General features: G+C 63.7%; 6 protein-coding genes. All 6 read right to left on the minus strand.

Features of this window, described 5'->3' with window-relative positions; all coding sequences use genetic code 11:
- Positions 1–85: 85 nt before the first annotated feature.
- The gene (locus tag IPF85_RS05830; protein WP_343407129.1) at positions 86–2,005 is read right to left on the minus strand and encodes an SdrD B-like domain-containing protein; all 1,920 of its coding nucleotides are present in this window, start codon (positions 2,003–2,005) and stop codon (positions 86–88) included.
- Positions 2,006–2,251: 246 nt separating this feature from the next.
- Positions 2,252–6,031 carry a malectin domain-containing carbohydrate-binding protein gene (locus IPF85_RS05835; protein ID WP_343407130.1) on the minus strand — a complete coding sequence of 1,260 codons (3,780 nt, stop codon included), beginning with the start codon at positions 6,029–6,031 and terminating at the stop codon, positions 2,252–2,254.
- Positions 6,032–6,186: 155 nt separating this feature from the next.
- Positions 6,187–8,571, minus strand: a complete 2,385-nt coding sequence (locus IPF85_RS05840) for a S8 family serine peptidase (protein ID WP_343407131.1) — start codon at positions 8,569–8,571, stop codon at positions 6,187–6,189.
- A 26-nt stretch (positions 8,572–8,597) separates the two neighbouring features.
- On the minus strand, positions 8,598–9,515 hold the full coding sequence (locus IPF85_RS05845) for a malectin domain-containing carbohydrate-binding protein (protein ID WP_343407132.1): 918 nt from the start codon (positions 9,513–9,515) through the stop codon (positions 8,598–8,600).
- On the minus strand, positions 9,508–12,084 hold the full coding sequence (locus IPF85_RS05850) for a S8 family peptidase (RefSeq protein ID WP_343407133.1): 2,577 nt from the start codon (positions 12,082–12,084) through the stop codon (positions 9,508–9,510). Before IPF85_RS05850 ends, IPF85_RS05845 begins: the two co-directional genes overlap by 8 nt.
- A 311-nt stretch (positions 12,085–12,395) precedes the next feature.
- The gene (locus tag IPF85_RS05855) at positions 12,396–21,908 is read right to left on the minus strand and encodes an SdrD B-like domain-containing protein (RefSeq protein WP_343407134.1); all 9,513 of its coding nucleotides are present in this window, start codon (positions 21,906–21,908) and stop codon (positions 12,396–12,398) included.
- Between the last annotated feature and the right edge of the window lie 508 nt (positions 21,909–22,416).

The following is a 22,416-nucleotide window of genomic DNA, read 5'->3' on the forward strand; positions in this document are numbered from 1 at the left end:
TGCCCCCCCAATCCTGGGGGAAAAGCATTCGGCTCCCCCAGGATTGGGGGCAGGGGGGCACTAAGGTAGTTATTCGGATAGGCTGTTAGTAATCAAAAACGATCTCGGCCGCATCAATCTTGATGTGCTCCGGATGCCCGCCATCGCCATCGGGATCGCGCGTGACCAGGCGAATCTCGGTGCTGACCAGCTCGCCAAGCGTGCTGACGCGCCACAGATCGAAGTGATAGTCGGTCTTGACGTCCTTGTTCCAGAACGGGGGGATGATCGTGCCCAGGAGCACCAGGCGGCCATCGGACAGTTTCTGGTAGGCGTCGAGCACCGCGCCATTGTAAAAGGCGTTGACGCGCACCCGCACGCGCGGGCGGAAGATGTTGGTGGCCGGATCGAGGTTGCCGGGACTCCAGCGGGTCAGGTAGATCGGCCCATCGAGGGTCTGGTCAATGATGCTGCCGCCGCGCCGCAGCGCGGAGGTCACATCGCCGCCGCGGTAGGTGGCGCGAGAGACCACGCCCACCAGGGTCAGGCCGTAACCGACGCCCTGGCCCTTGTTGAGCGCCTCGGCCAGGCTCTCCACCCGGCGATAGGCGGTGTTCAACTGCGACGCGGGCGGGTTGAGCAAGCCTTCGATCTCGGTCAGGACGCCGCCCACAGTCGTGGCGGTGGTCAGCGCGGGCAGGTTGATGGGGGTGCGCGTCAGGAGCAGATTGCTGGCCACATTCAGGCGCAGCGCCGCGTATTCCTTGCGCGCCCGTCCTTCATCGCCAGGCGCGGGTCGGAGAAGCGCATCCTGCAGAGAGACGATCTCCGGGAAGACGGCAGAACTGTCCTGGGCCGAGGCAATGAACGCGGCAATCTCAGCCGCGGTGTAGCGAGGGTGCCCGCTGCGGTGAATTTCCTTCTTCCAGTCGGCAACCGTCATGGGGCCAACCGCCAGTGGATCGAAGTAGCCAAGATTCAGCTCACGAGTCTGTCCGGTCTCCAGGCTGAAGGCGAGCAGCGAAGCATCGTGCGATGGAATCCAGCCGGCCGGAATGGTCAGGTCGTCCACGCGCAGCACGTAGGCGCCGGCGTCGAGGCTGCTGAAGCTGTAGGCGCCCTGGCTGTTCGACGTGGCCTGGCCGACTACGCTCTCGCCGCTGTCAATCACGCCGTTGCCGTTGCTGTCGAGGTAGAGGGCCAGGGCGGCGCTGGCGATGAAGCCTTCGTCCGCGTCCAGCACTTCATCGCCATCCAGGTCTTTCCAGACGATGCCGTTGAGCGACGCGTCGCCCCCGCGGGGGATGAGGATGCCGACATCCTGGCGCAGGATGCCGCCGCCGTAGCGGCTGACGATGGGAACCGCGATTTGGGCCGGCAGCCCGATACCGCCGGGCGGCTGCACCCGCATCACGTACGCGCCAGGCCACAGGTTGGCAACGACGTAGTTGCCCTGGGTGTTGGAGACCGCGGAGCCGGCCAACGGTTCGCCGCTGTCAATCAAGCCGTTGCCGTTTGGATCGTGGAAGACCTCGACCAGGGCGTCGGGGATGACGGTTTCGCCCAGGCCGCGCACACCGTCCTGGTTGGCGTCATCGAAGATGGTGCCGCTAAGGGTCATCAGCAGGGTGCCGCCGAAATCAACGCCGAGCGCAACAACGCTGCCAACCACCACGGTTCGAGTATTCGGAGTCGTGCGGGTGTAGCCCAGGGCCTCCAGACTGAGTTCCGTGACCAGGTAGGTGTTGGCGTCCAGCGCAGTGAAGGCGTAGGTCCCATCCAATGCGGTGGTGGTGACGGTCAGGAAAACCTGGCCGTTGGTGGCGGCGTCGCGAATCTCGACAGTGAGACCCGCGTCCAGGCCGTTGTCGGTGGCATCACGGATGCCATCGGCATCGGCGTCGAAGAAGACGGCGCCGATGATCCCGCCTGTACCGGCAGCATGACCAGGGGCCGGGCGCGCCAGGGAAGCTGTAGCCCCCACAAGCAATGCCGTCAGCAGTACAAGCCGAAGTAGGTTTTTCATAACATTGACTCCCATTTCTCTAATGCCTGCGCCATGAATCACAGCGCTGTGAGTACCGGGGCAGGGCCGGCCCCGGCGCGCGGGGGGGGGGGCCTACAAATTGAGAAGATACGTGAAACGCACCTGATTCTAGCGAAATTTACGAGGTCGGGGGCGCGCTCGTGATTACAATTCGCTGACAATTCGACGGCTGACCGGCAACGACTGCTGTGTCAAGACAGCCGTCGAATGTTCAGGGCTTAATCCTCACCCGATTCTGCGCACTTGAATGGCCGAAACGATCGGATTCTTGGTGCCACTGACCTTGACGAAGCTGATATTGAGTACGCCATCGGTCACGGCGATCGTGTACACCTTGTCGAGCGCCACGGCCTTGCCGGCCTGACCATAGACGCTCATGTTCGGTTCGACGATGGTCGTTTCCAGCGTGATCTTCATCACACGATCCGTTGACTTGGAAGACTCGAAGTCAGCAAACTTGAACGTCACTTCGTACGTGCCGCTGGGAACGGTGAACTTGTACTCGCCGGGCGCGTCGCGCCATTTCTGGTACAGCGGGTCATCGGTGGTGCCGGCGACGGCCGTGGTGCTCGATTTGGCTGTGCCGCCGGTATAGCCCCAGCCGTTGGTCAGGTAGGCTTGATCGGCCGGCCACACCTGGCTGCTGCCGTCAGTGTACGCGGTGCCGCCGGCGTTGACGCGCTGGGTGGTGTAGGGCAACGGCGTTGGGGTGTTGGTTGGCGTCGCGGTCGGCGTGCGGGTTGGCGTTGGCGTTGCCGTAGGACAGGTCGCGCACGGTGTGTTCGTCGGGGTGGCAGTCGGTGTATGGGTCGGCGTGTTGGTGGCCGTGGGGGTCGGCGTGGGCGGAGGCACCTGGCGCACCCCTACCGCGGAAACTACCGGCACATTGCTGCCGCCATTCTGGCTGAAGACCACATTGAGAATGCCGTCGCTGACGGTGGTCTGATAGACTCGATTCAGGGCCACGTACTGACCTACCGCGGAATATAGGCTGAGTGCATTTTCGACGATGACGCCTTCGATCGTGATACGCATGATGCGCGACGTGGCCGATGTCGCGGTAAACTCGCAGAAGCGCAGGGTCACCTCGTAGTTGCCGTTGGGTACGGTGAACTTGTATTCGCCAGGCGCCTCGCGATATTTCTGATACAGCGCGTCTTCGGTGGTGCCGCCAACCGATTTGGTGGACGACTTGGCCGAGCCGCCGGTGTAGCCCCAGGAGTTAGCGGCAAAGGCCTTGTCAACGGCCCACACCACGGCCTGGCCATCGGTGAAAGCCGAGGTGCCGCCCGAGTTGACCCGCTGCGCATACGGCACCGGTGTGGCCGTGGGCGTGGGCGTCCTGGTCGGGGTATGGGTTGATGTTGGCGTTGCCGTGGGGCAGGCCACACAAGGCGTGTTCGTGGGGGTGGCAGTCGGTGTGTTGGTGGCTGTGGGGGTCGGCGTGGGCGGAGGCACCTGGCGCACGCCGACAGCGGAAACCACCGGCGCGTAGGTGCCGCCGTTCTGAATGAACATGATGTTGAGAATGCCATCGCTGACCGTCGCCTGATAGACCCGATCCAGGGCCACGTACCGTCCCACCGTGCCGTAGATGCTCAAGGCGCTCTCTACGATGACGCCTTCCAGGGTAAGTCGTATGACGCGCGACGTAGACGATGTCACCGAAAACTCAGCAAAGCGCAGGGTCACTTCGTAGTTGCCGTTGGGCACGGTGAACTTGTACTCGCCAGCCGACTCGCGATACTTCTGATACAGCACGTCGTCGGTGGTATTGTCAACCGATCTGGTGGACGACATGGCCGTGCCGCCGGTGTAGCCCCAGGAGTTGGCAGCAAAGGCCTTGTCAACGGCCCACACCAGGCCCTGCCCATCGGTGAAGGCGGTCGTGCTGCCCGCATTGACCCGCTGCACATACGGCGGAGGTGTGGCGGTTGCGGTTGGCGTGCGGGTTGGCGTGGGCGTCGGTGTGCTGGTGGGCGTGGCGGTGGCCGGCAGCGTCGGCGTCGGCGTCGCGGTGGGGGTGTTGGTCGCTGTCGGCGTCGGCGTGATCGTCGGCGTGGAGGTCGGCGTGTTGGTGAAGAGCGGCGTTGGCGTGGCGGTGGGCGTCGCGGTGAAGGGGGCCCAACTCGCGGCCGCGGCCAGCGCGGCGCCGGCGTCTATGCGGCCAAAGCCGTAGTAGATGTCATAGCCGGCCGCGCCTTTGTCCACCGCGGTTTGCTGGATGATGGCGCGCACGTCGGCCGCGGAAAAGCTCGGATGCGCCGAAAGGATCAATGCGGCCAGGCCGCTGACATGCGGCGCTGCCTGTGAGGTGCCGCTGAAGTACTGGTACGCATTGGGATTGCTGGCGGTCCAGTTGGTGCTCCACACCGTGTCGCCCGGCGCGGTCACGTCTACGAACGTGCCGTAGTTGGACAATGTCCACCACACATCGTAGTAGTCGGTGCCGCCCACCGCAATGACTGCGGGATAGCCGGCCGGATAGTACGTCTGATTCAGGCCACTGTTGCCTGAGGCAGCTACCATCACCACATCATGACTCGCAGCATAGGCCACGGCATCGGTCATCAGGTAGGAGGTGCCGGCGCTGCCAAGCGACATGTTGATGACATCCGCGCCATGATCGGTGGCATAGATCACGCCATCGGCCACCCACACCCAACTGCCGTAGCCGGTGTAGTCCATGACCTTCAACGGCATGATCTTGACGCCCGGCGCAATGCCCGTGTTGCCCTGTCCGTTGTTCATGGCAGCGGCCACGATCCCCGATACGTGGGTGCCATGCCCTTCGTCGTCGCTGGGGTCGCTGTCGTTGTGTACGAAGTCGTAGCCGGCCACCGTTTGCCCGCTGAATTCCGGGTGCGTCAGCGAAATGCCGGTGTCGAGCACGGCCACAGTCACGCTGGCGCTGCCGGTGGTGTAGTTCCAGGCCGTTTCAGCGTTGATCATCTGCGGCGCGTAGACCTTGCTGATGTCGCTGTAGTCGGGGTCGGTGGGCACCACGGCGATCTGCGCCAGGGCGTTCGGCTCGGCGTAGCGCACATCGGCGCGCTGGCGCAGCGCGCGAATCAGGGCCAACGCCTGCCCTGGCTGGCTGCGCAGCACCAGGGCGTTCAATGGCTTGATTTCACGCACGACCTGCGCCTGTTGTTCCGCCAGGATGGCCGCGACGGCGTCGGCGCTCATTCCTTCGCGGAAACGCACGATCACCTCATCGGCCGCCACGGGCGTCTGTTCGACCTGGGGCGGAATCACGCTGTTGCGCCCCGGCGCCAGGTCCAGCAGTGCGCCAAAGCCGCCCACCTCGCCGCTGAGCAGATCGAGACCGGTCTGCCCCGGCTCGCCAATGCCGCCCGGCGGCTGCACACGCACCACGCGCTGGCCCGGCATGATGCCGCCGATCGCGTAGTTGCCCTGGTTGTCGCTGACATCGCTGCCCAGCAGCGGTTCGCCAGTGTCCACCAGGCCGTTGGCGTTCAGGTCGTCGAAGACCTCGATCAGCGCGTCAGGGATGCGCATCTCGGTCAGGCCGCGCACGCCGTCGTGATTGGCGTCGTCATAGATCGTGCCCGCCACCGCGCGCGGCAGCACGTCCAGGAAATCTACGTTCGTGACGGCTGCCCCGATCACTTCGACCACCTGGGTGTTCGACGTGGTGCTCACATAGTTTTCCAGGTCGGTTTCGGTGACGGTGTAGGCGCCATCAGCCACCGCAGGAAAATGATAAAGGCCGTCCGGCGACGTGATCATCGTCGCGTAAACCACCTGGCCGCCCGTGGCCTGATCGCGCAGTTCGATGAGCACCCCGGCGATGCCGCGATCCTGCGGATCGCGCACGCTGTTCGCGTTACGGTCGAAGTAGACTGCGCCGCTGATCTCGCCATTGGTAGCCGGCTGCGCGCTGTCTCCGCTGCGGATGATGACTTCCTGCTGGCCGTCGTGCGCCAGCGCAACTGAGAGGATCGGCACGGCCAACAAGGCGCCGATCAACGCAACGATCAAGAGCTGTCCTATTCTTACAGTTATTTTCATCGTGGGTCCCTCTGGTACTTCTCTTATTCCTGGATGAACACTCATTCATGCTGGTTCATCATATCCAAATGATTGTGACAATGCTGATAACGAGTCTGCCCGGAGGGCAAGCACAGGCTCTCTGTTCAACGAATCTCGATGGCCGCAACGGCCGGGTTCTTCCTGCCGCCATTCTTGACAAAACTGATGTTGAGCGCTCCGTCGTTGACGGTCACGGCGTAAACGCGATCAAGAGCCGTGGCGCGCCCCACCAGGCCGTAGATGCTCAGCGCCGACTCCACCGTCACCCCTTCGATGGTGATCTGCATCAGGCGGTCGGATGCCCGCGTCGCCTCGAATTCGGCAAAACGCAGGATCACGTGGTAAGCGCCATTGGGCACGGTGAAACGATACTCCACCGGATTGTCGCGCCACCGCTGGTAGAGCGCGTCGTCCAGGGTGCCGGCCACAGCCAGGGTGGTGGATTTGGCCGCGCCGCTGAAGTAGCCCCAGGCGCCGGCCACATACGGCGCATCGGCCGCCCACACGACGCCCTGCCCATCGGTGAAACTGGGGCCGCCGCTGTTGACACGCTGAATGTAGGGCGTCGCGGTGGCCGTTGGGGCGGGGGTGGGAAGTGTGGCGCCGGCAAAGCTGACCTCGATGGCATTGATGATCGGGTCATAGCTGCCGCCGTTGGCGGCAAACAGGATGTTCAACTCCCCGTCATTGACCACGGCCTGGTACACCTTGTCGAGCGCGGTATAGCGGCCGGCGCTGCCGTAGATGCTCAGCGCCGCCTCCACGGTGGCTCCTTCCATTTCGATGCGCATGACACGCGCGCTGGCATTGGCCACATTGAATTCAGCGAAGCGCAGCACCACAGTATAGGCGCCGTTGGGCAGGCTGAAGCGATACTGGCCGGGCGCTTCACGCCAGGCCTGGTAGAGCGGCTGATCTGCGGCGCCATGCACCTGTTTGGACGAACGCTTGGTTGTGCCGCTGTCATAGCCCCAGGTTCCATTCCAGGCCTGGTCCGCGCGCCACAGGTTGCCCTGGCTGTCCTGGTAGGCCGCGCCGCCGCAGTTGACTCGATAAACCGCAGGGGCAGCGGTGGGCGCGGGCGTTGGCATGGCGGTGGCTGATGGCGTGGCCGTCGCCGTTGCCGTGGGCGTCATAGTCGGCGTTGGCGTCAGGGTGACGGTCGGCGTTGGCGTTGGCGTAACCGTGGGTGTCGAGGTTGGCGCGGGCGTTGGGGTGTCAGGCAGCGGCGTCCAGTTGACGGCCGCGGTCATGGCCGCGCTGGCATTGATGCGACCGGCGCCGAAAAACGGATCTCGGCCTGGCGCTCCCAGGTCTACGGCCGTCTGTTCGATGATGGCTCTCACCGCGGCCGGCTGCAAATCAGGGCGCTGCGCCAAGAGCAGGCCGGCCAGTCCACTGACATGCGGCGTGGATGCGGAGGTGCCGCTGGCAAAACCATAGCCGCCCGGCGTGCCGGCGCTCCAGAGCGTGCTCCAGATCTCCACGCCCGGCGCGCCGATGTCCACGAAACCGCCATAATTCGACAGGATGAAGCGCTCATCGGACCGGGTGGTTGCCATCACCGCAATCGTTTCATCGTAGGCAGCCGGGTAGTAGGGCAGTTCGAGGCCCAGGTTGCCCGCGGCGGCCACGAGCGTCACCCCATGACCGGCCGCGTAGCGCACCGCATCGAGCAGAAGTTGGGAGCCGGCGTAGCCGCCGAGCGAGAGGTTGATGATGTCGGCGCCCTGATCCGCGGCAAAGACGATGCCGGCGGCCACATCGGCCCAATCGGCCAGGTTCGAGGCGTTGAGAACTTTGACGGGCATGATGAGGGCGCCGGGCGCCAGGCCAGTCGTGCCCTGGCCGTTGTTCATGGCCGCGGCAATGACGCCGGCCGCGTGGGTGCCGTGACCCGAATCGTCGCTGGGATCGCTGTCCTCGTTGACGAAGTCGTAGCCCGGCAGCAGGCGGCCACTGAATTCGGGATGAGAGAGCTCGATGCCCGAATCGGCCACGGCAATCACCACCTCCGCGCTGCCGGTGGTGATGTCCCAGGCTGCCTCAGCGCCGATGAGCTGCGGGGCGTAAACGCGATCGGGCAGGCTGTAGTCGGGATCGGTGGGCGTCAGGGCCGCCTGCGCCAGGTAGTTCGGCTCCGCATAGATCACCTCTGTCCGGCCTCCTAACTCGTCCACCAACTGCATCACTGCGCCGGGTTGAGTCCTGAGCACATAGGTATCGAGGCCGGCCAGGTAGCGCATCGTCTGCAGCCCGTACTGCGCCATCAGCGTTGCGCGGGTCTGTTGGTCGGTTGGTGCAAAGCGCACGATGATTTCATCGGCCACGAAGCCAGACGTGACCTCGGGCTGAGCCTGCATCGTTACGGCTCGCGCCGGCCATGCTGCGGCCAGCAGGATGATACTGAGAATTAGCGGCAGCGCCCAGCGCAGCAAAACCTGCTGATCAACGTTGCGACCGGTCCGCGTGATGCGTATCTGTTTCATGCCATGTTCCTGTCTGAAACTCCGAATCACGGTAGTTTGCGGATCTGGATCGCCGCCACCATCGGATCGAGCTTGCCGCCGTTCTTGGCGAAGGCGATATTCAAGACGCCGTCCGCCACCGTGGTCTGGTAAACCTTGTTCAGGGCCGCGGCATTGCCCACCAGGGTGTTGACATTGAGCGTGTTCTCCACCACCACCCCTTCGATCGTGATCTTCATCACGCGCGAGGAGGAGCGGGTGGCCTCGAACTCAGCAAAGCGCAGCGTGATCTCGTAGGCGCCATTGGGCGCTGTGAAGCGGTACTCGCCTGGTGCGCTGCGCCACTTCTGGTACAGGGCGTCATCCGTGGTGCCGGCGACCGCGGTGGTGGTTGACTTGGCTGTGCCGGCCGTGTAGCCCCACGACCCGCTGGCAAAGGCCTTGTCGGCCGCCCATGCCTGGCCCTGCCCATCGGTGAAGACGGCGCCGCCGTTGTTGGCGCGCTGCGTGTAGGGCGCGCTGGTGGGGGTGGCAGTGGCAAGCGGCGTCGGCGTCGCGGTGGGGCAGGTCACACAGGGGGTGTTGGTGGGCGTCGCGGTAGGCGTGGATGTGGCGGTGGGCGTAGGGGTAGGAGGCACTGTCTGGCTGATCATCACAGCCGAAACCACCGGCGGCTTCGAACCGCCGGCCTTGTCGAGCTGGATGTTCAGTTGGCCGTCGTTCACAGTCACCTGGTAACTCTTGGTCAGGGCTGCATAACGCCCGACCTGACCGTAGATACTGAGGCTGCTCTCGACCACGACCCCCTCGATGGTAATGCGCATGACCCGGTCCGTTGACTTGATTACGTCGAATTCGGCAAAATAGAGACCCACCTGGTAGGCGCCGTTGGGCAGGTTGAAGCGGTAAGCGCCAGGGCTTTCGCGACGTTTCTGGTAAAGCGCGTCATCCTCCGTGTTACTCACCGCGCGTCGATGTCTTGGAAGTGCCGGCGGTGGCGCCCCAGTTCCCATCCCACACCTGGTCGGCTGCCCACATGGCGCCCTGCGAATCAACGAAGAAGGTGCCGCCGCTGTTGGTCCGGCGCACATAGGGCGTCGGGGTAGACGTGACGGTGGCGGTCGGCGTCGCTGTCGGCGTGGGGGTTTGGGTGCGGGTGGGGGTAGGCGTCATGGTGGGGGTCGCGGTGGGGATCGGCGTCGCCGTCGGCGTGGAGGTCGCGGTGGGCGTCGGCGTTACCGTGACCCAACTGCCCGCGGCGCCCAGGGCGCGCCCCGCGTTGATGCGTCCCCATCCGGAGTAAGAATTGGGCTGCGGCATGGCCAGGACATCGGCGCTTTGCTGCAGCAGCAGGCGCACATCGGCAACCGAGAAGTTGGGCCGGTCGGCCAGGATCAGGGCGGCCAGTCCGCTGACGTGCGGCGCTGCCATCGAGGTGCCGCTCAAGTAGTCGTAAGCGCCGGGGTTGGTGGTGGTCCAGAGGGTGCTCCAGATGTCAACGCCGGGCGCGGTCAGGTCCACCGCATCGCCGTAGTTCGACAAGCCCCACACCTCATCGCTGCGCGTGGTGGCGCCCACGGCCACGGTTTGGGGATAGTAGGCCGGGTAGAAGGGCGCATTGGTGCCGGTGTTGCCGCTGCCTGTGACCATCAGAACGCCGTGCGCCGCCGCGTACTCGATGGCGTCTTCCAGGATCGCGGAGCCAATCGGCCCGCCCAGCGAGAGGTTGATGATGTCCGCGCCCTGGTCCACCGCAAAGACGATGCCGGCGGCGATGTCGGCCCAGGTGCCGCTGTTGGAAGCGTTCAGCACTTTGACGGGCATGACAGAGACGCCGGGCGCGATGCCGGCCATGCCCTGGCCGTTGTTCATGGCTGCGGCCAGAATGCCGGTGACATGCGTGCCATGCCCGTTGTCATCGCTGGGATCGTTGTCGCCGTTGATGAAGTCGTAACCGGGTACGAAGTGGGTTTGTGCAAACTCAGGGTGAGTGAAAGAGACGCCGGTGTCTACCACGGCCACCACGACGCTGGGGACGCCGGTGGTTGCGTCCCAGGCGCTTTCGGCTGAGATCTGCTGCGGTGCGTACACCAGCGCCGGTGTGTTATAATCTGGGTCGTTCGGATGCAGGGTGCCGCCCACCACGTAGTTGAGGTCGGCCCACAGGACCGCGGGTTCCAGCGTCAGGGTCTCCACCAGAATCTCGACAACCCAGGCGTCGGTTCGATACTGATAGACATTGATGTCCGCCAGGTAACGCGTGAGCTGCAGGTCGTAGCGAGCTTCCACATCGTCAATGACCACAGCCGGGGTTTCCGGCAGATAGCGGATCAACACATCGCGGTCCTTGTACGCATGTTTGGCCAGCCCAAAATTGTTGCCGGTATCAATCAGGCCAAAGGCGTCGAAACTGGCCTGTTCCCTGTTGTCGGTGGTCAGGACGTGGTGTTTGGGTATAGATGAAACATCAATATCCAGAACGAACTGCCCCATGCCGCCGATAACGAAGGTGTAGGAGCCGCCCGCGGTGGATTTTTGCGTGGCCAGGAGGATGTCGCCGTAGTTCGGGATGCCGTTGTTGTCCACGTCGCGAAAGAGGCGCACCGTGACATCGCGGATGCCTGCTTCGGTGGCCGGGTCGAAGAGGCCGTCCAGGTTGCTGTCTCGAAAGACCATGCCGGTGATCACGTTTGACTGTTCGCCCTGGCACGCCAGCGCCCGGTAGGCTGAGCCGTTGTCCAGCACACGCAGGTTGCTGGCCAGGCCGGTTTCCAGGCTGATGTCGGCCAACAAACCGCCCGCGGTGACCGCCATGAGCGAGCCGGTCGTGGAGAAGCTGATGCCTTCGAGCGCGTCAAGGCCGGTGCTGCCAATGACCGACGTCATGCCGGTCGTCGTTTCGATTTTGATCAGAGAGCTGGCGCCGCTCGTCTCAGCGGCGATGCCGATCATTTGCCCGTCATCGGGGTGGAGGGTGATGTCGGTCACGAGTTGTCCGGCCGGGAGTTGAATGACGATGTAGTCCGCATGCCGGCCGAACGCATCATGGATGAATTCGCCGGACTGGGGTTCGATCTGGAAAAGGAGACTGCCCGCGGGTTCGACGGCCACGGCGTAGAGCGCGCCGGAGAACGGATCGAAACTCAAGCCCTGGATGTTCTCGAATTGCTGCCGCCCGGCGGAGCCGTTGCCTTCGCCCAGGGTTCTTTGGAGCGCAGTATAGACCCCAGAAGCGGCGTCCAGTTTGCCGAGCTTCTGACCGTTGACAGCCCACAGTTGACCGGTCCCGGGCTGGCGGGCCAATGCTGTCGTTTGTGAGACGCCCGCGCCGGCGCCGATGTTGGTTTCGTTGCTGGCCGGATTGCCGTCCGAGGGGAAGACAAGGGTCAACAGGCTGCTGCCATTGCTGCCGCCGGCTGCGGCGAGCGCGTAACAGGTATTCGTGTCCGTAGCAGGCATGCGAGGGTCCGGCGCTGATTGCCCGATGATTGCCAGCGCGCTGACAATCAAGATATTCATCAGGGTGTACAACATATTCATTTCTCCTTCGTAATGCCGCGACCACTCGTGCGCAACAGAAGGGATCGGGAGACTTCAAGTGAGCGGTTATGGTTCCATTATAACATAACCGGCTAACAAGTCACCTTACGAACAGATGACAATGCCAGGCGTCTCATCACGAAACCATAACGAAAAGACAGACGAGAAAGCTGCCTGAGCCTTCTCGTCTGTCTTAGGATTAGCGCACCCTTGCGGTCGCCCACGCGGGCAGGCGCAAGGCCATGCCCGCTCCGTGCGCTGGCTGGCTTTCCAACCAGCGCACGGAGTTGCCAGGCGTCGAACGGTTAGCGGCGCATGAAGGGCACGAAGAGCTGCATACCCCACAGCCGCGCCGACACCGGTCCGATCATCTGACCGGAGGGCAGCGCCTCCAGGCGGTAGAAGTAGGCCTTGCCCGCGACGGCCGACTCGTCCACCCATTCGTAGCTGGCGCCGCTGCCGCCAATCGCCTGGCTGGCAACCGGCGCACTGGTCATCTGCTGATAGACGCCGTCCGCACTGGTCGCACGCCACACGTCGAAGCCGGTGTTGCCACCTTCCGCCAGCGTGGTCCAGGCCAGGGTCACCTGCCCGCTGCTGTGCTGCGTCGCGGTGAAGTTAGTCACCAGGACGCTCGTCGGCGAGATGAACGGGAAGTCGAGCGTCAGGTCGCTCTGCCCGCTGAGCAGGTTGACGCTGGTCAGCGTGGTCGGGCCGGAGGGCAGATAGCCGTTCGGCTGCGGGAGCACGGTGGCGGTGTACTGACCGGGCGGCAGTCCACTCACCAGGTAGGTGCCGGGCGGGAAACCACCGGCCGGGCCGGTCGTCACCGTGGCCACCACGACGTTGCTGCTGTTCCTGACCTGCACCACGACGCCGCTCAACGGCTGCTCCTGGCCCGGGTCGTAAACATTGTTGCCGTTGGTGTCCACCCACGTGAAGTCACCGACCGTCACCGGCTGCCAGTAGCCGAAGTCAGCCGTCAGGTTGGTGTCGCCCACACCCGTCGGGTTGAAGTTCTGGATGCAGTACGGGTTGACCTGGCTGTTGTTGTCCTGACCCGGATTGGGGCCGCTGGACTTGGTGTAGGTGGTCAGCACCTGGTTGGCGTCGGTCACGATCACCACGTAGTTGCCAGCCGGGAACTCACCGCTGAAGCGGTAGTTGCCGCCCAGTGCGATGCTGCTGCTCGTCAGTTTGGTGTCCACCAGGAAGTCGAACTGATCGCGAGTGCAGTTGCCGTTGACGTCGTACCACAGCTCCACGGTGACATTGCCGATGCCCGGCTCACCGCCCTGGTACAGTCCGTCCGCGTTGCGGTCCACCCACACCAGGTTGCCGATCGTGCTGTCCTTCAACACGGTCGGGCCAGGGGCGTAGCCAAAGTCCGCGGTCGGGTTGAACTGGCCCTGCGCCAGATTCACTGCGTAGGGTTGAGCCTGGTTGTTGTTGTCTTGCCCGGGGTTGGGACCTAACACCGTGGGCGCATAGCCGGTCAGCACTCCGAAGGCATCGCTCACGCGCACCTCGTAGCTGCCCGCCTGCAGACCCACGAAGACGTAGTCGCCGCTGGCGCCCGTCGTCGTCGTGGCAATCACTACGCCGCCCTGGCGCAGTTGCACCGTCACGCCGTGCTGGCCGTAATCGCCGCTCGCCACCGCGAACAAGCCATTGTTATCCTTTTCGATCCACACCTGGTTGCCGATGGCGCCCATCGGGCGGTCGGTCAGGTGGTAGCCGAAGTCGGCAGTGAGATTGTCGCCGCCCACCGGCAGGATCACCGCGTAGGGGTCGGCCTGGTTGTTGTTGTTCACCCCGGCCGCGCCCAACGGCGACTTGGTGTAGCCGTAGAGCACCCCGTTGGTGTCACTGACATGCACCAGGTAGCGTCCAGCGGTCAACCCGCTGAACAGGTAGTTGCCGGTGTTGGCATCCAGGCTGCTGGCCGTGGTCACGGTCGCGATGATCGGCTCGCCCGCGTTCCACACGCCGTTGCTGTTACTGTCGCGGATCAGGTCCACGCTGACGCCCGCGAACGGCGTGTCGCTGCCGTTGTAAACCCCATCCTGGTTGGCATCCAGGAAGACCAGGTTGCCGATCGTGCCCAGCAGGTTGTTGCCGGTATCGTCGTAGCCGAAGTCGGCCTTCAGATACTGATCCCCGGCCAGCACCACCACCGGGCTGTGCGGCACCGGCGTGGTGGCCGTGTACCCGGCGGGCGGGTTGATCGGCGCCACGCTGTAGGAACCGGCCGGCACTTCGATCAGGTAATGACCGTTGCTGTCGGTGGTGTCACAGATCGCCGCGCCGCCGGCCATGGGGGTCGCGCAGACCTGCACATTGGGGATGCCCGGCTCGCCCGGCTGCTGCACGCCGTCGCCGTTGTCGTCGTACCAGACGGTGTCGCCGATGATCGCCTTGCCCGTCGTCGGCGTCTGGTAGTAGCCGAAGTCCGCGTCCTTGTAGACATCGCCGGCGCCCAGCACGATCGCGCCTGTCGGGTCAGGCTGGCTCTGGTTGGCGATGACATGGGTCAGCCCGGCCAGCACGTTGTTGGCGTCGGTCACATCCACGAAGTAGGTGGCCGGCGGCAAGTTGTTGAACAGGTAGCCGCCATCCGCGTCGGTGGTCAGGGTACCCACCAGGGTGTCGCCGCCGCTCAGCGTGCCGTTGCTGTCATCGTCGCGGTAGAGCGCGACGGTCACGTTCGGGATACCCGGCTCGCCCACATCCTCGATGCCGTCGTGATCCTTGTCGTACCAGACGAAGTCGCCGATCGCGCCGAGCTTGATGTAGCCAAAGTCGGCCGTCAGGTTGTAGCCGCCCTGCGGCAGCACCACCTGGTAGGCCTGCGCCTGGTTGTTGTTGTCCTGACCCGGATTCGGCCCGAGCAGCGTCACCACGTAGCCCGCCAGCACGCCGAAGCTGTCGCTGACCCGCACCTGGTACGTGCCGCCGGGCAGACTGACGAAGGCGTAGTCGCCGCTGGCGCCGGTCGTCGTCGTGGCGATGACCGCGTTGTTCTTGAGCAACTGCACCGTCACGCCCGCCTGGCCGACATCGCTGCCGTTGGCGTCGAACAGGCCGTTGTAGTCCTCTTCGGTCCAGACCTGGTTGCCGATGACGCCGATGTTGCTGCGATCGAGCGGATAGTAGCCGAAGTCGGCCGTTGTGTTGCTGCCGCCTGGCGCCAGGTTGATGGCGTAGGGGTCAGCCTGGTTGTTGTTGTTCACTCCGGCCGCGCCCAGCGGCGACTTGGTGTAGTCGAACAGCACCGCATTGGTGTCGCTGACATGCACCAGGTAGCGGCCACCCGGGACGCCGCTGAACAGGTAGTTGCCCGCGCTGCAGGCCGTGCCGCCCACGGTGGTGACCGTGGCGATGATCGGCTCGCCCGCGTCCCAGGCGTTGTTGGCGTTGCTGTCGCGGATCAGATCCACGCTGACGCCGGAGAGGGCGCTGTCACCGCTGTTGCAGACGCCGTCCTTGTTGGCGTCCAGGAAGACCAGGTCGCCAATCGTGCCCAGTAGCGGGCCATTCTTGTCGTCATAACCGAAGTCCGCGTCCAGGTACTGCTCGCCAATCTGCACGGTCAGCAGGTGCGGGACCGGCGTGGTCACGGTGTAGTTCGCCGGCGGGTTGATCGGCGCCACGCTGTAGGAGCCGGCCGGCACTTCGATCAGGTAATGACCGTTGCTGTCGGTGGTGTCGCAGATGGAAGCGCCGCCAGCCGTTGGCGTCGCGCAGACCTGGATGTTCGGGATACCCGGCTCGCCCGGCTGCTGGATACCGTCGCTGTTGTCGTCGTACCAGACGGTGTCGCCGATGATGGCCTTGCCGCTGCCCGGCTGCTGCACATAGCCGAAGTCCGCATCCTTGTAAACCTGGCCCATGCCCAGGTTGATCACGTTGGTCGGGTCGGGCTGGCTCTGGTTGGCGACGATGTGCGTCAGCCCGGCCAGCACGTTGTAGGTGTCGGTCACGTCCACGAAGTAGGCGCCGGGCACCAGGTTCTTGAAGATGTAGCCGCCGTCCGCGTCGGTGGTCGTGGTCGTCACCAGGGTGTCACCGGCGGTCAGCGTGCCGCTGCCATCGGTGTCCCGATAGAGCGCCACGGTGACGTTCGGGATGCCCGGCTCGCCCACATCCTCGATGCCGTCCTTGTCGGTGTCATACCAGACGAAGTCGCCAATCGCACCGTACTTGGTGTAGCCGAAGTCGGCCGTCAGGTTGAAGCCGCCCTGCGCCAGGCTGACCGCATACGGCTGCGCCTGATGGTTGTTGTCCTGGCCCGGATTGGGGCCGAGCACCGTCAGCACGTAGTCCTTGAGCACCTTGAAGGTGTCGCTGACCCGCACCTGGTAGTTCCCAGCGGGCAGGCTGACGAAGGCGTAATCGCCGCCGGCGCCGGTCGTCGTGGTGGCAATCACCACATTGTTCTGCAGCAGTTCCACGGTCACGCCGGCCTGGCCGACATCGGTGACCAACGGGTTGAAGATGCCGTTGCTGTCGTATTCGATCCAGACCTGGTTGCCGATGACGCCGATGTTGGTGCGATCCAGCGGGTAGTAGCCGAAGTCCGCGGTCTGGTTACTGCCCGCTGTGGGCAGGTTGATCGCGTACGGATCGGCCTGGTTGTTGTTGTCCACACCCGCAGCGCCCAGCGGCGACTTGGTGTAGTCCACCAGGACTGCGTTGGTGTCGCTGACATGCACCAGGTAACGGCCTGCGGGCAGACCGCCGAACTGGTAGTTGCCTGCGGTGCAGGTAGTCCCCGCGGTCGTCGTGGTCGTGGCGATGATCGGCTCGCCCGGGTTCCAGGTGTTGTTGGCGTTGCTGTCGCGGATCAAGTCCACGCTGACGCCGGCCAGCGGGCTGTCGCCGCTGTTGCAGACGCCATCCTTGTTCACGTCGCGGAAGACCAGGTTGCCGATCGTGCCCAACTGCGGCTGCGTCGGGCTGTCGTTGTAGCCGAAGTCAGCATCGAGGTACTGATCGCCGACCGCGACCGTCACCGGATGCGGCACCAGGGTGGTCACTGTCAGACCGGCAGGCGGGTTGGTCGGCGCCACGCTGTAGGAGCCGGCCGGCACCTGCACCAGGTAATGGCCGTTGCCATCGGTGGTGTCGCAGATGGCCGCGCCGCCGCCAACCGGCGTCGCGCAGACCTGGATGCCCGGGATACCCGGCTCATTCGGCTGCTGGATGCCATCGCCGTTGTCGTCGTACCAAACGGTGTCGCCGATGATGGCCTTGCCGCTGGTAGGCTGCTGCACATAGCCGAAGTCCGCATCCTTGTAGACCTGGCCGGTGCCGAGCACAATGGCCGCGGTCGGATCGGGCTTGCTCTGATTGGCGACGATGTGCGTCAGTCCGGTCAGCACATTGTTCGTATCGGTCACATCCACGAAGTAGGTGGCGGTGGGCAGTCCCTTGAAGATGTAGCCGCCGTCCGCGTCGGTCGTGGTGGTCGTCATCAGGGTGTCACCGGCGGTCAGCGTGCCGCTGCCATCGGTGTCCCGATAGAGCGCCACGGTGACGTTCGGGATACCCGGCTCGCCCACATCCTCGATGCCATCCTGATCGCTGTCGTACCAGACGAAGTCGCCGATGGCGCCCAGGGCGGGCAGGATGGCCGCGCAGGCCTTTGCCTGCTGATTGGGCAGGGTGGTGTTGGTATCATCAATCACGCCGCTGGCGATCGCCAGGTTCGGCGTGGCGTCAGTACACTGCGTGCGATAGCCGAAGTCCGCGTTGTTGTAATCCTGGCTGGTCGCCAGCACCACCGTCAGCGGTTCGTTGGCCGTCGTCAGGTTCCAACCCGCGGGCAGGGTGGTCTGATCCACATCCACGCAGTAGGTGCCGGCCAGCAGTTGGGTGAAGTCGTAGTCGCCGTTGCCGCTGGTCACCAGGGTCTTCTTCGGCGAACCCGAGGCCGGGCAGGCGCCTTGATACAGCTTGACCGTCACGCCGTTGATGCCGGGGTCGCTGTCGTTGTCCGGCAGGCCATCGCCGTTCAGGTCGTAGAAGACACGGTCGCCAATGCTGGCGGTGCCCGCCTGCCAGTAACCGAAGTCCGCGGTCAGGTAATCCTGGCCGCTTGCCAGAACCACGGTGAGCGGCTCGTTGTTGGTGGTCAAGACGAAACCGGCCGGCAGCGTGGTCTCATCCACGTTGACCGTGTAAGTGCCGGCCGCGAGGTTGTTGAACAGATAGTAGCCGGTAGTGCCCGGTTCGGTGATGGTGGTGCGCACCAGGGTCGCGCCCTGGTACAGATTGACGGTGACGCCAGGCAGGCCCGATTCGTTGGCATCCTGTACGCCGTCGCCATCCAGATCGTGCCAGACGCGATCGCCGATGGTGGCCAGGTTGCTCGAATCCTTGCTGGGCGAGTTGTGCGCCGAAACCAGGGTGATGGCGCCGCAGGCGCCGTTCATCGCGCTCTTGGGCACCGAGAACTCATAGATCAGGTTCCACTCCCAGTAGTTGCCGGAAGTGGCGTTGTAGTTGAAGGGCGGCGAATGCTTGAGCTGACCGCCCCAGGCGCTGCCGGTCCAGTTGGAGTTTTCAAGGTTCCAGTGCAGCGAGGTCATGGCGTCATTGATCGGCGCGGTGCCGGGGTTGGGGCTGTTGTCATGCCCGGTCTGGCCCGAAGTCCAGTTGCCGGTAGTGCCGTACAGCAGGTCCAGTCCTACCGTGTTGTAGCTGCCGCCGCTGTAGGTGATCTTGACCGTCGCCTGGTCGCTGTTGAGCAGCTTGCTGAAGTCGTGTCCGGTGCTCCAGCCGTCCTGCAGCATGTAGGCGTTGTCCAGACCACTGTCGGCATAGACGTTGCTGTTGAATTTGCGGTCCATGACGAAGGACCAGTAGCACATGGTGGAGCCGGCGTAGGAATACAGGTTGCCGCCGGAGGAGCTGTCGCTCGTCATGATGTGAGACGTGTAGCTGTAGCTGCTGTCGAGCAAACCGTCCACCAGGGGATCCGACTGTGGGCCATTGGCGGCGGTGGTTCCCAGCGCCTCGGGCGCGCTCATCGGCGCGCTCATGCTGGTGGCCTGCATTGCCAGGAAGTGAACCACGATCTGGAACGATTGGCCGGGGCTGAGGTCATGCCCGAAGCTGACCGTGAGGTCGCTCCAGTTCAGGGCGCCATCGTCCACGTTGTCATCCGTGGCCGGCGTGGCGCTCACGAAGTCGAGCACACCGGTGTCATACCAGTCGCTCAGCGGCAGTTTGTTGATGATGGTCGTGCCGGTGTTGGTGATCCGAATGGTGAAATCAATCTGCTGGCCCAGGTACGCGGGGTCGGCGCTGGTCAGCGTCTTGCTGATCTGCAGGTCGCCAAAGGGCGTGGTGTAGCCGAAATCGGCTTCCAGGTAACTTTCGCTGTCCCCCAGGCTGATCATCGGCGTGGGATCGTTGTAGGTGGTGATGACATAGCCGTTGGGCACGGTGGCGTCAATCACATCTACGAAGTAATCGGCCGGCGCCAGGTTCTGGAAGATGTACTTGCCGCCGGAGCGCGTGGTCTGCGTGCCGATGACGGTATCGGTGGCCGGCGTGAACAAGCCGTCGCCGTTGTCGCGGTAGAGCTTGACCTGCACGCCGTTAATCCCGGCTTCGCCCGCCTGCTGCACGCCGTCATGATTGGCGTCGTACCAGACCGTGTCGCCGATCTCGCCGGGGCAGATGCCCGGCTCCGCGTAGATCGTGTTGGTGCCCAGTTTACTCGGCGACGCGTGAATGTAGGGCACTTCGATGGCGCCAAAGCCAGCGGCGCCGAAGGCGGTCTTCGAGACCTTGATCTCGTAGATCACATCGTAAATCCAGTCGGGATAGGTGGGATTCGGCGTGTAGAACTCATCGCTGGCTGGCGAGTTGACTTCCAGGTCGGTGCCCAGGATGGCGCAGTTGCCGCCGCTGCAGTAGCCCAAGTTGTTCAACGTATATTCGAACGATGTGCCCCAGGCCTGGATGTTGGCCGCGCTGCCGGTGTTCATGCCGCCGTCGCCGCCGGCCACGCCCAGCGAGCCGTAGCCCGATGGCGTGCCGCTCTTGGCCGAGATGTAGTCCAGGTCGAAGTCGAGCACCTGGGCGCCGTTGCTGTCATAGCCCCAGAACTGAGCGTGGTCCGAACCGGTCAGGTTGCCGAAGGAGTGACCGCCGGGCCAGTTGACGGCATTCGTGCCGTAGGTGTTATCCACGAAGTCCTTGTCAATGGCCAGGACCATGTAAACCGAATTGCCGGACGGCTGGTAGAAGGTTGCCAGCTTGCCGAACAGCGTGCCCTCGGGGTTGTTGTAACAGACCTCGGTGGCGTCGGGCGAATTCCTGTAAATATCGTCGTAGCGGCCATCAATGACCGGCGGCGTGTTGTCGAAGACCGTGGTGGTGTCGGCTACGCTGTCCGATTTGCTCGGCTCGTTGCCTGACGTCGCGGTGATGATCGTTTGATCCACGGTGTTCTCTGTCGCGCCGGCCGGGACACGGATCTCAGCCACCAGGTAGTAGGTTGCGCCCGCGGCAATACAGACCGGGTTGGTCAGCGCCGGCTCATTGGGGTTGTTGGTCTCATGGACGCCGTTCTGATTGGTGTCTTCCCACAGCAGCACGGTCCATCCCTGGGAGGAGGACTTGGTCACGGTGACGCAGTCCTGCGAGCCGCCGTTGTTCGTGATGGTGTGGCCATAGAAATTGACCGAACCAGCCACCGCGTAGCGGGTGAAGTCCGGCTGTACAACCAGCAGTTGGCCGACGCGGGTGCTGTCGGTGGCGGTCGCAGTGGCGCCGGTGGCCTGCGCGGTCGCGGTGATGGTGGTCACATCGGTGATGCCCAACGCGACGACGTTCGGCACATCTACCTGCACCAGGATGGGATAATCCACATTGGGGCCGATGGAAGGCGTCTGGCTGATGATGGTATCCTCAGGATCCTTGACGCCGTTGCCGTTGACATCTTTGTAGATGCGCGTGACCCAGCCCTGCGCTGAAGAGGCGCCCAGGTTGACCACGGTGGTCAGGTTGCCCACGCGCACGATATGCGCATAGGTCTTGGTTTGTCCGGCCACGCCCTCGCCGCTGTTGTTCGGAGAGACCGTAACCCCTGCGGTGAAGCAAACGACCAGCTTGGGACGCTGGGTGGCGGTGCCGTCATCGCTGCTCTTGAAGATCTTCTCGGTCTTGGGGTTGGTCACCGGCGACTCCAGGATCACGCCCAGGTTGGTCGCGGGCGACGTCAGCCATCCGTTCGCCAGGCTGGTGATGTTCCAGGAACGCCAGACGCTCTTCGTGTCATCCACCGCGGTGGAGGCCGCGACCGCAGCATCGTAATCGCCGCCCAGGGTTGTCCACAGACTGTTGGCCGCCTTGTCACGCGCCTTCCAGGTCACTTCGGATTCAGTCCACGAGGCCGTGACCCGGTGTGCATTGATCGTCACGCTGCCACCGCTGGCACCCTTGACGTACAACGACAAGGTTGCGCTGTTGATGATGGCCGTGGGTGTGATGCTGGACAGATCGAAGCGCAGGAGCGCCCGCGTCAGCTTGCCGTTTTCGGTCTTGATTCGCATTTCCGAATCGCCGCCGCGGCGCTCGTCCTGCTTCTCTTGTTTGATATACGCGTCTACCCCAGTGACAGAACTGGGCTGCAGCGTTGTGCATGTCTCACCGGCCGAAGGCGATTCGGCCGACTGAGCGACTGGGACTGCGGGCGCGGCCTGGACTGCACTAGGGTTAAGCCCTGCCAGCGACGCCGACATGAGTAATGTAATTGTCATTACAACACTCAGCCAAGTCGTCTTGCTTTCATTCTTCTTCATTTCGAACTCCTTTGACGTCCTGCATAATCTAGTGCGCTACCGAGGCTCCGTGGGAACAGTGAGGGTGATAGAAGCTATGGGGAGCCGAGGCCGTAAAATCCAGCCAATAGGCGGTTTGCTTACAGTTTTCGATGCGCCAGGCATCCTGGTCGAACCGGCATTTTCGTGAAAAGGCTGTGTTCGCAAGGGACGGACGCCGTCTCATCCCCTTGTACAACCCTCCACATGACCGGGGTACTATTCATTATAGTCATAATGACCGCGCACGTACAGGGTCTAACCTTTCAATTGCCTTACGGTTTCGAGGAAGATGCGACGGTGGAGTAATGACCTGGGCAAATCGAACTAATTTGTGATTATAACATGGTTTACAGATTAGTCCAATGGAGAATTGGCGGTGGGGCGCCTGATGACCGAGAAAAGTAATTGGGATCACCTTGCTGGCGCAGAAAAATAAAACCGGCCCGATCAAGAGATCAGGCCGGTTTCGCCGTTGCCGAATGCCCAC

This window comes from Candidatus Amarolinea dominans (assembly GCF_016704685.1).
Taxonomy (GTDB): Bacteria; Chloroflexota; Anaerolineae; order SSC4; family Amarolineaceae; genus Amarolinea; species Amarolinea dominans.

What these genes read in the sequence shown, in the direction of transcription:
- IPF85_RS05840 (WP_343407131.1), bottom strand. Translation starts at nt 8,571, where the DNA reads ATGAAACAGATACGCATCACGCGGACCGGTCGCAACGTTGATCAGCAG.
- IPF85_RS05830 (WP_343407129.1), bottom strand. Translation starts at nt 2,005, where the DNA reads ATGAAAAACCTACTTCGGCTTGTACTGCTGACGGCATTGCTTGTGGGG.
- IPF85_RS05855 (WP_343407134.1), bottom strand. Translation starts at nt 21,908, where the DNA reads ATGAAGAAGAATGAAAGCAAGACGACTTGGCTGAGTGTTGTAATGACA.
- IPF85_RS05850 (WP_343407133.1), bottom strand. Translation starts at nt 12,084, where the DNA reads ATGTTGTACACCCTGATGAATATCTTGATTGTCAGCGCGCTGGCAATC.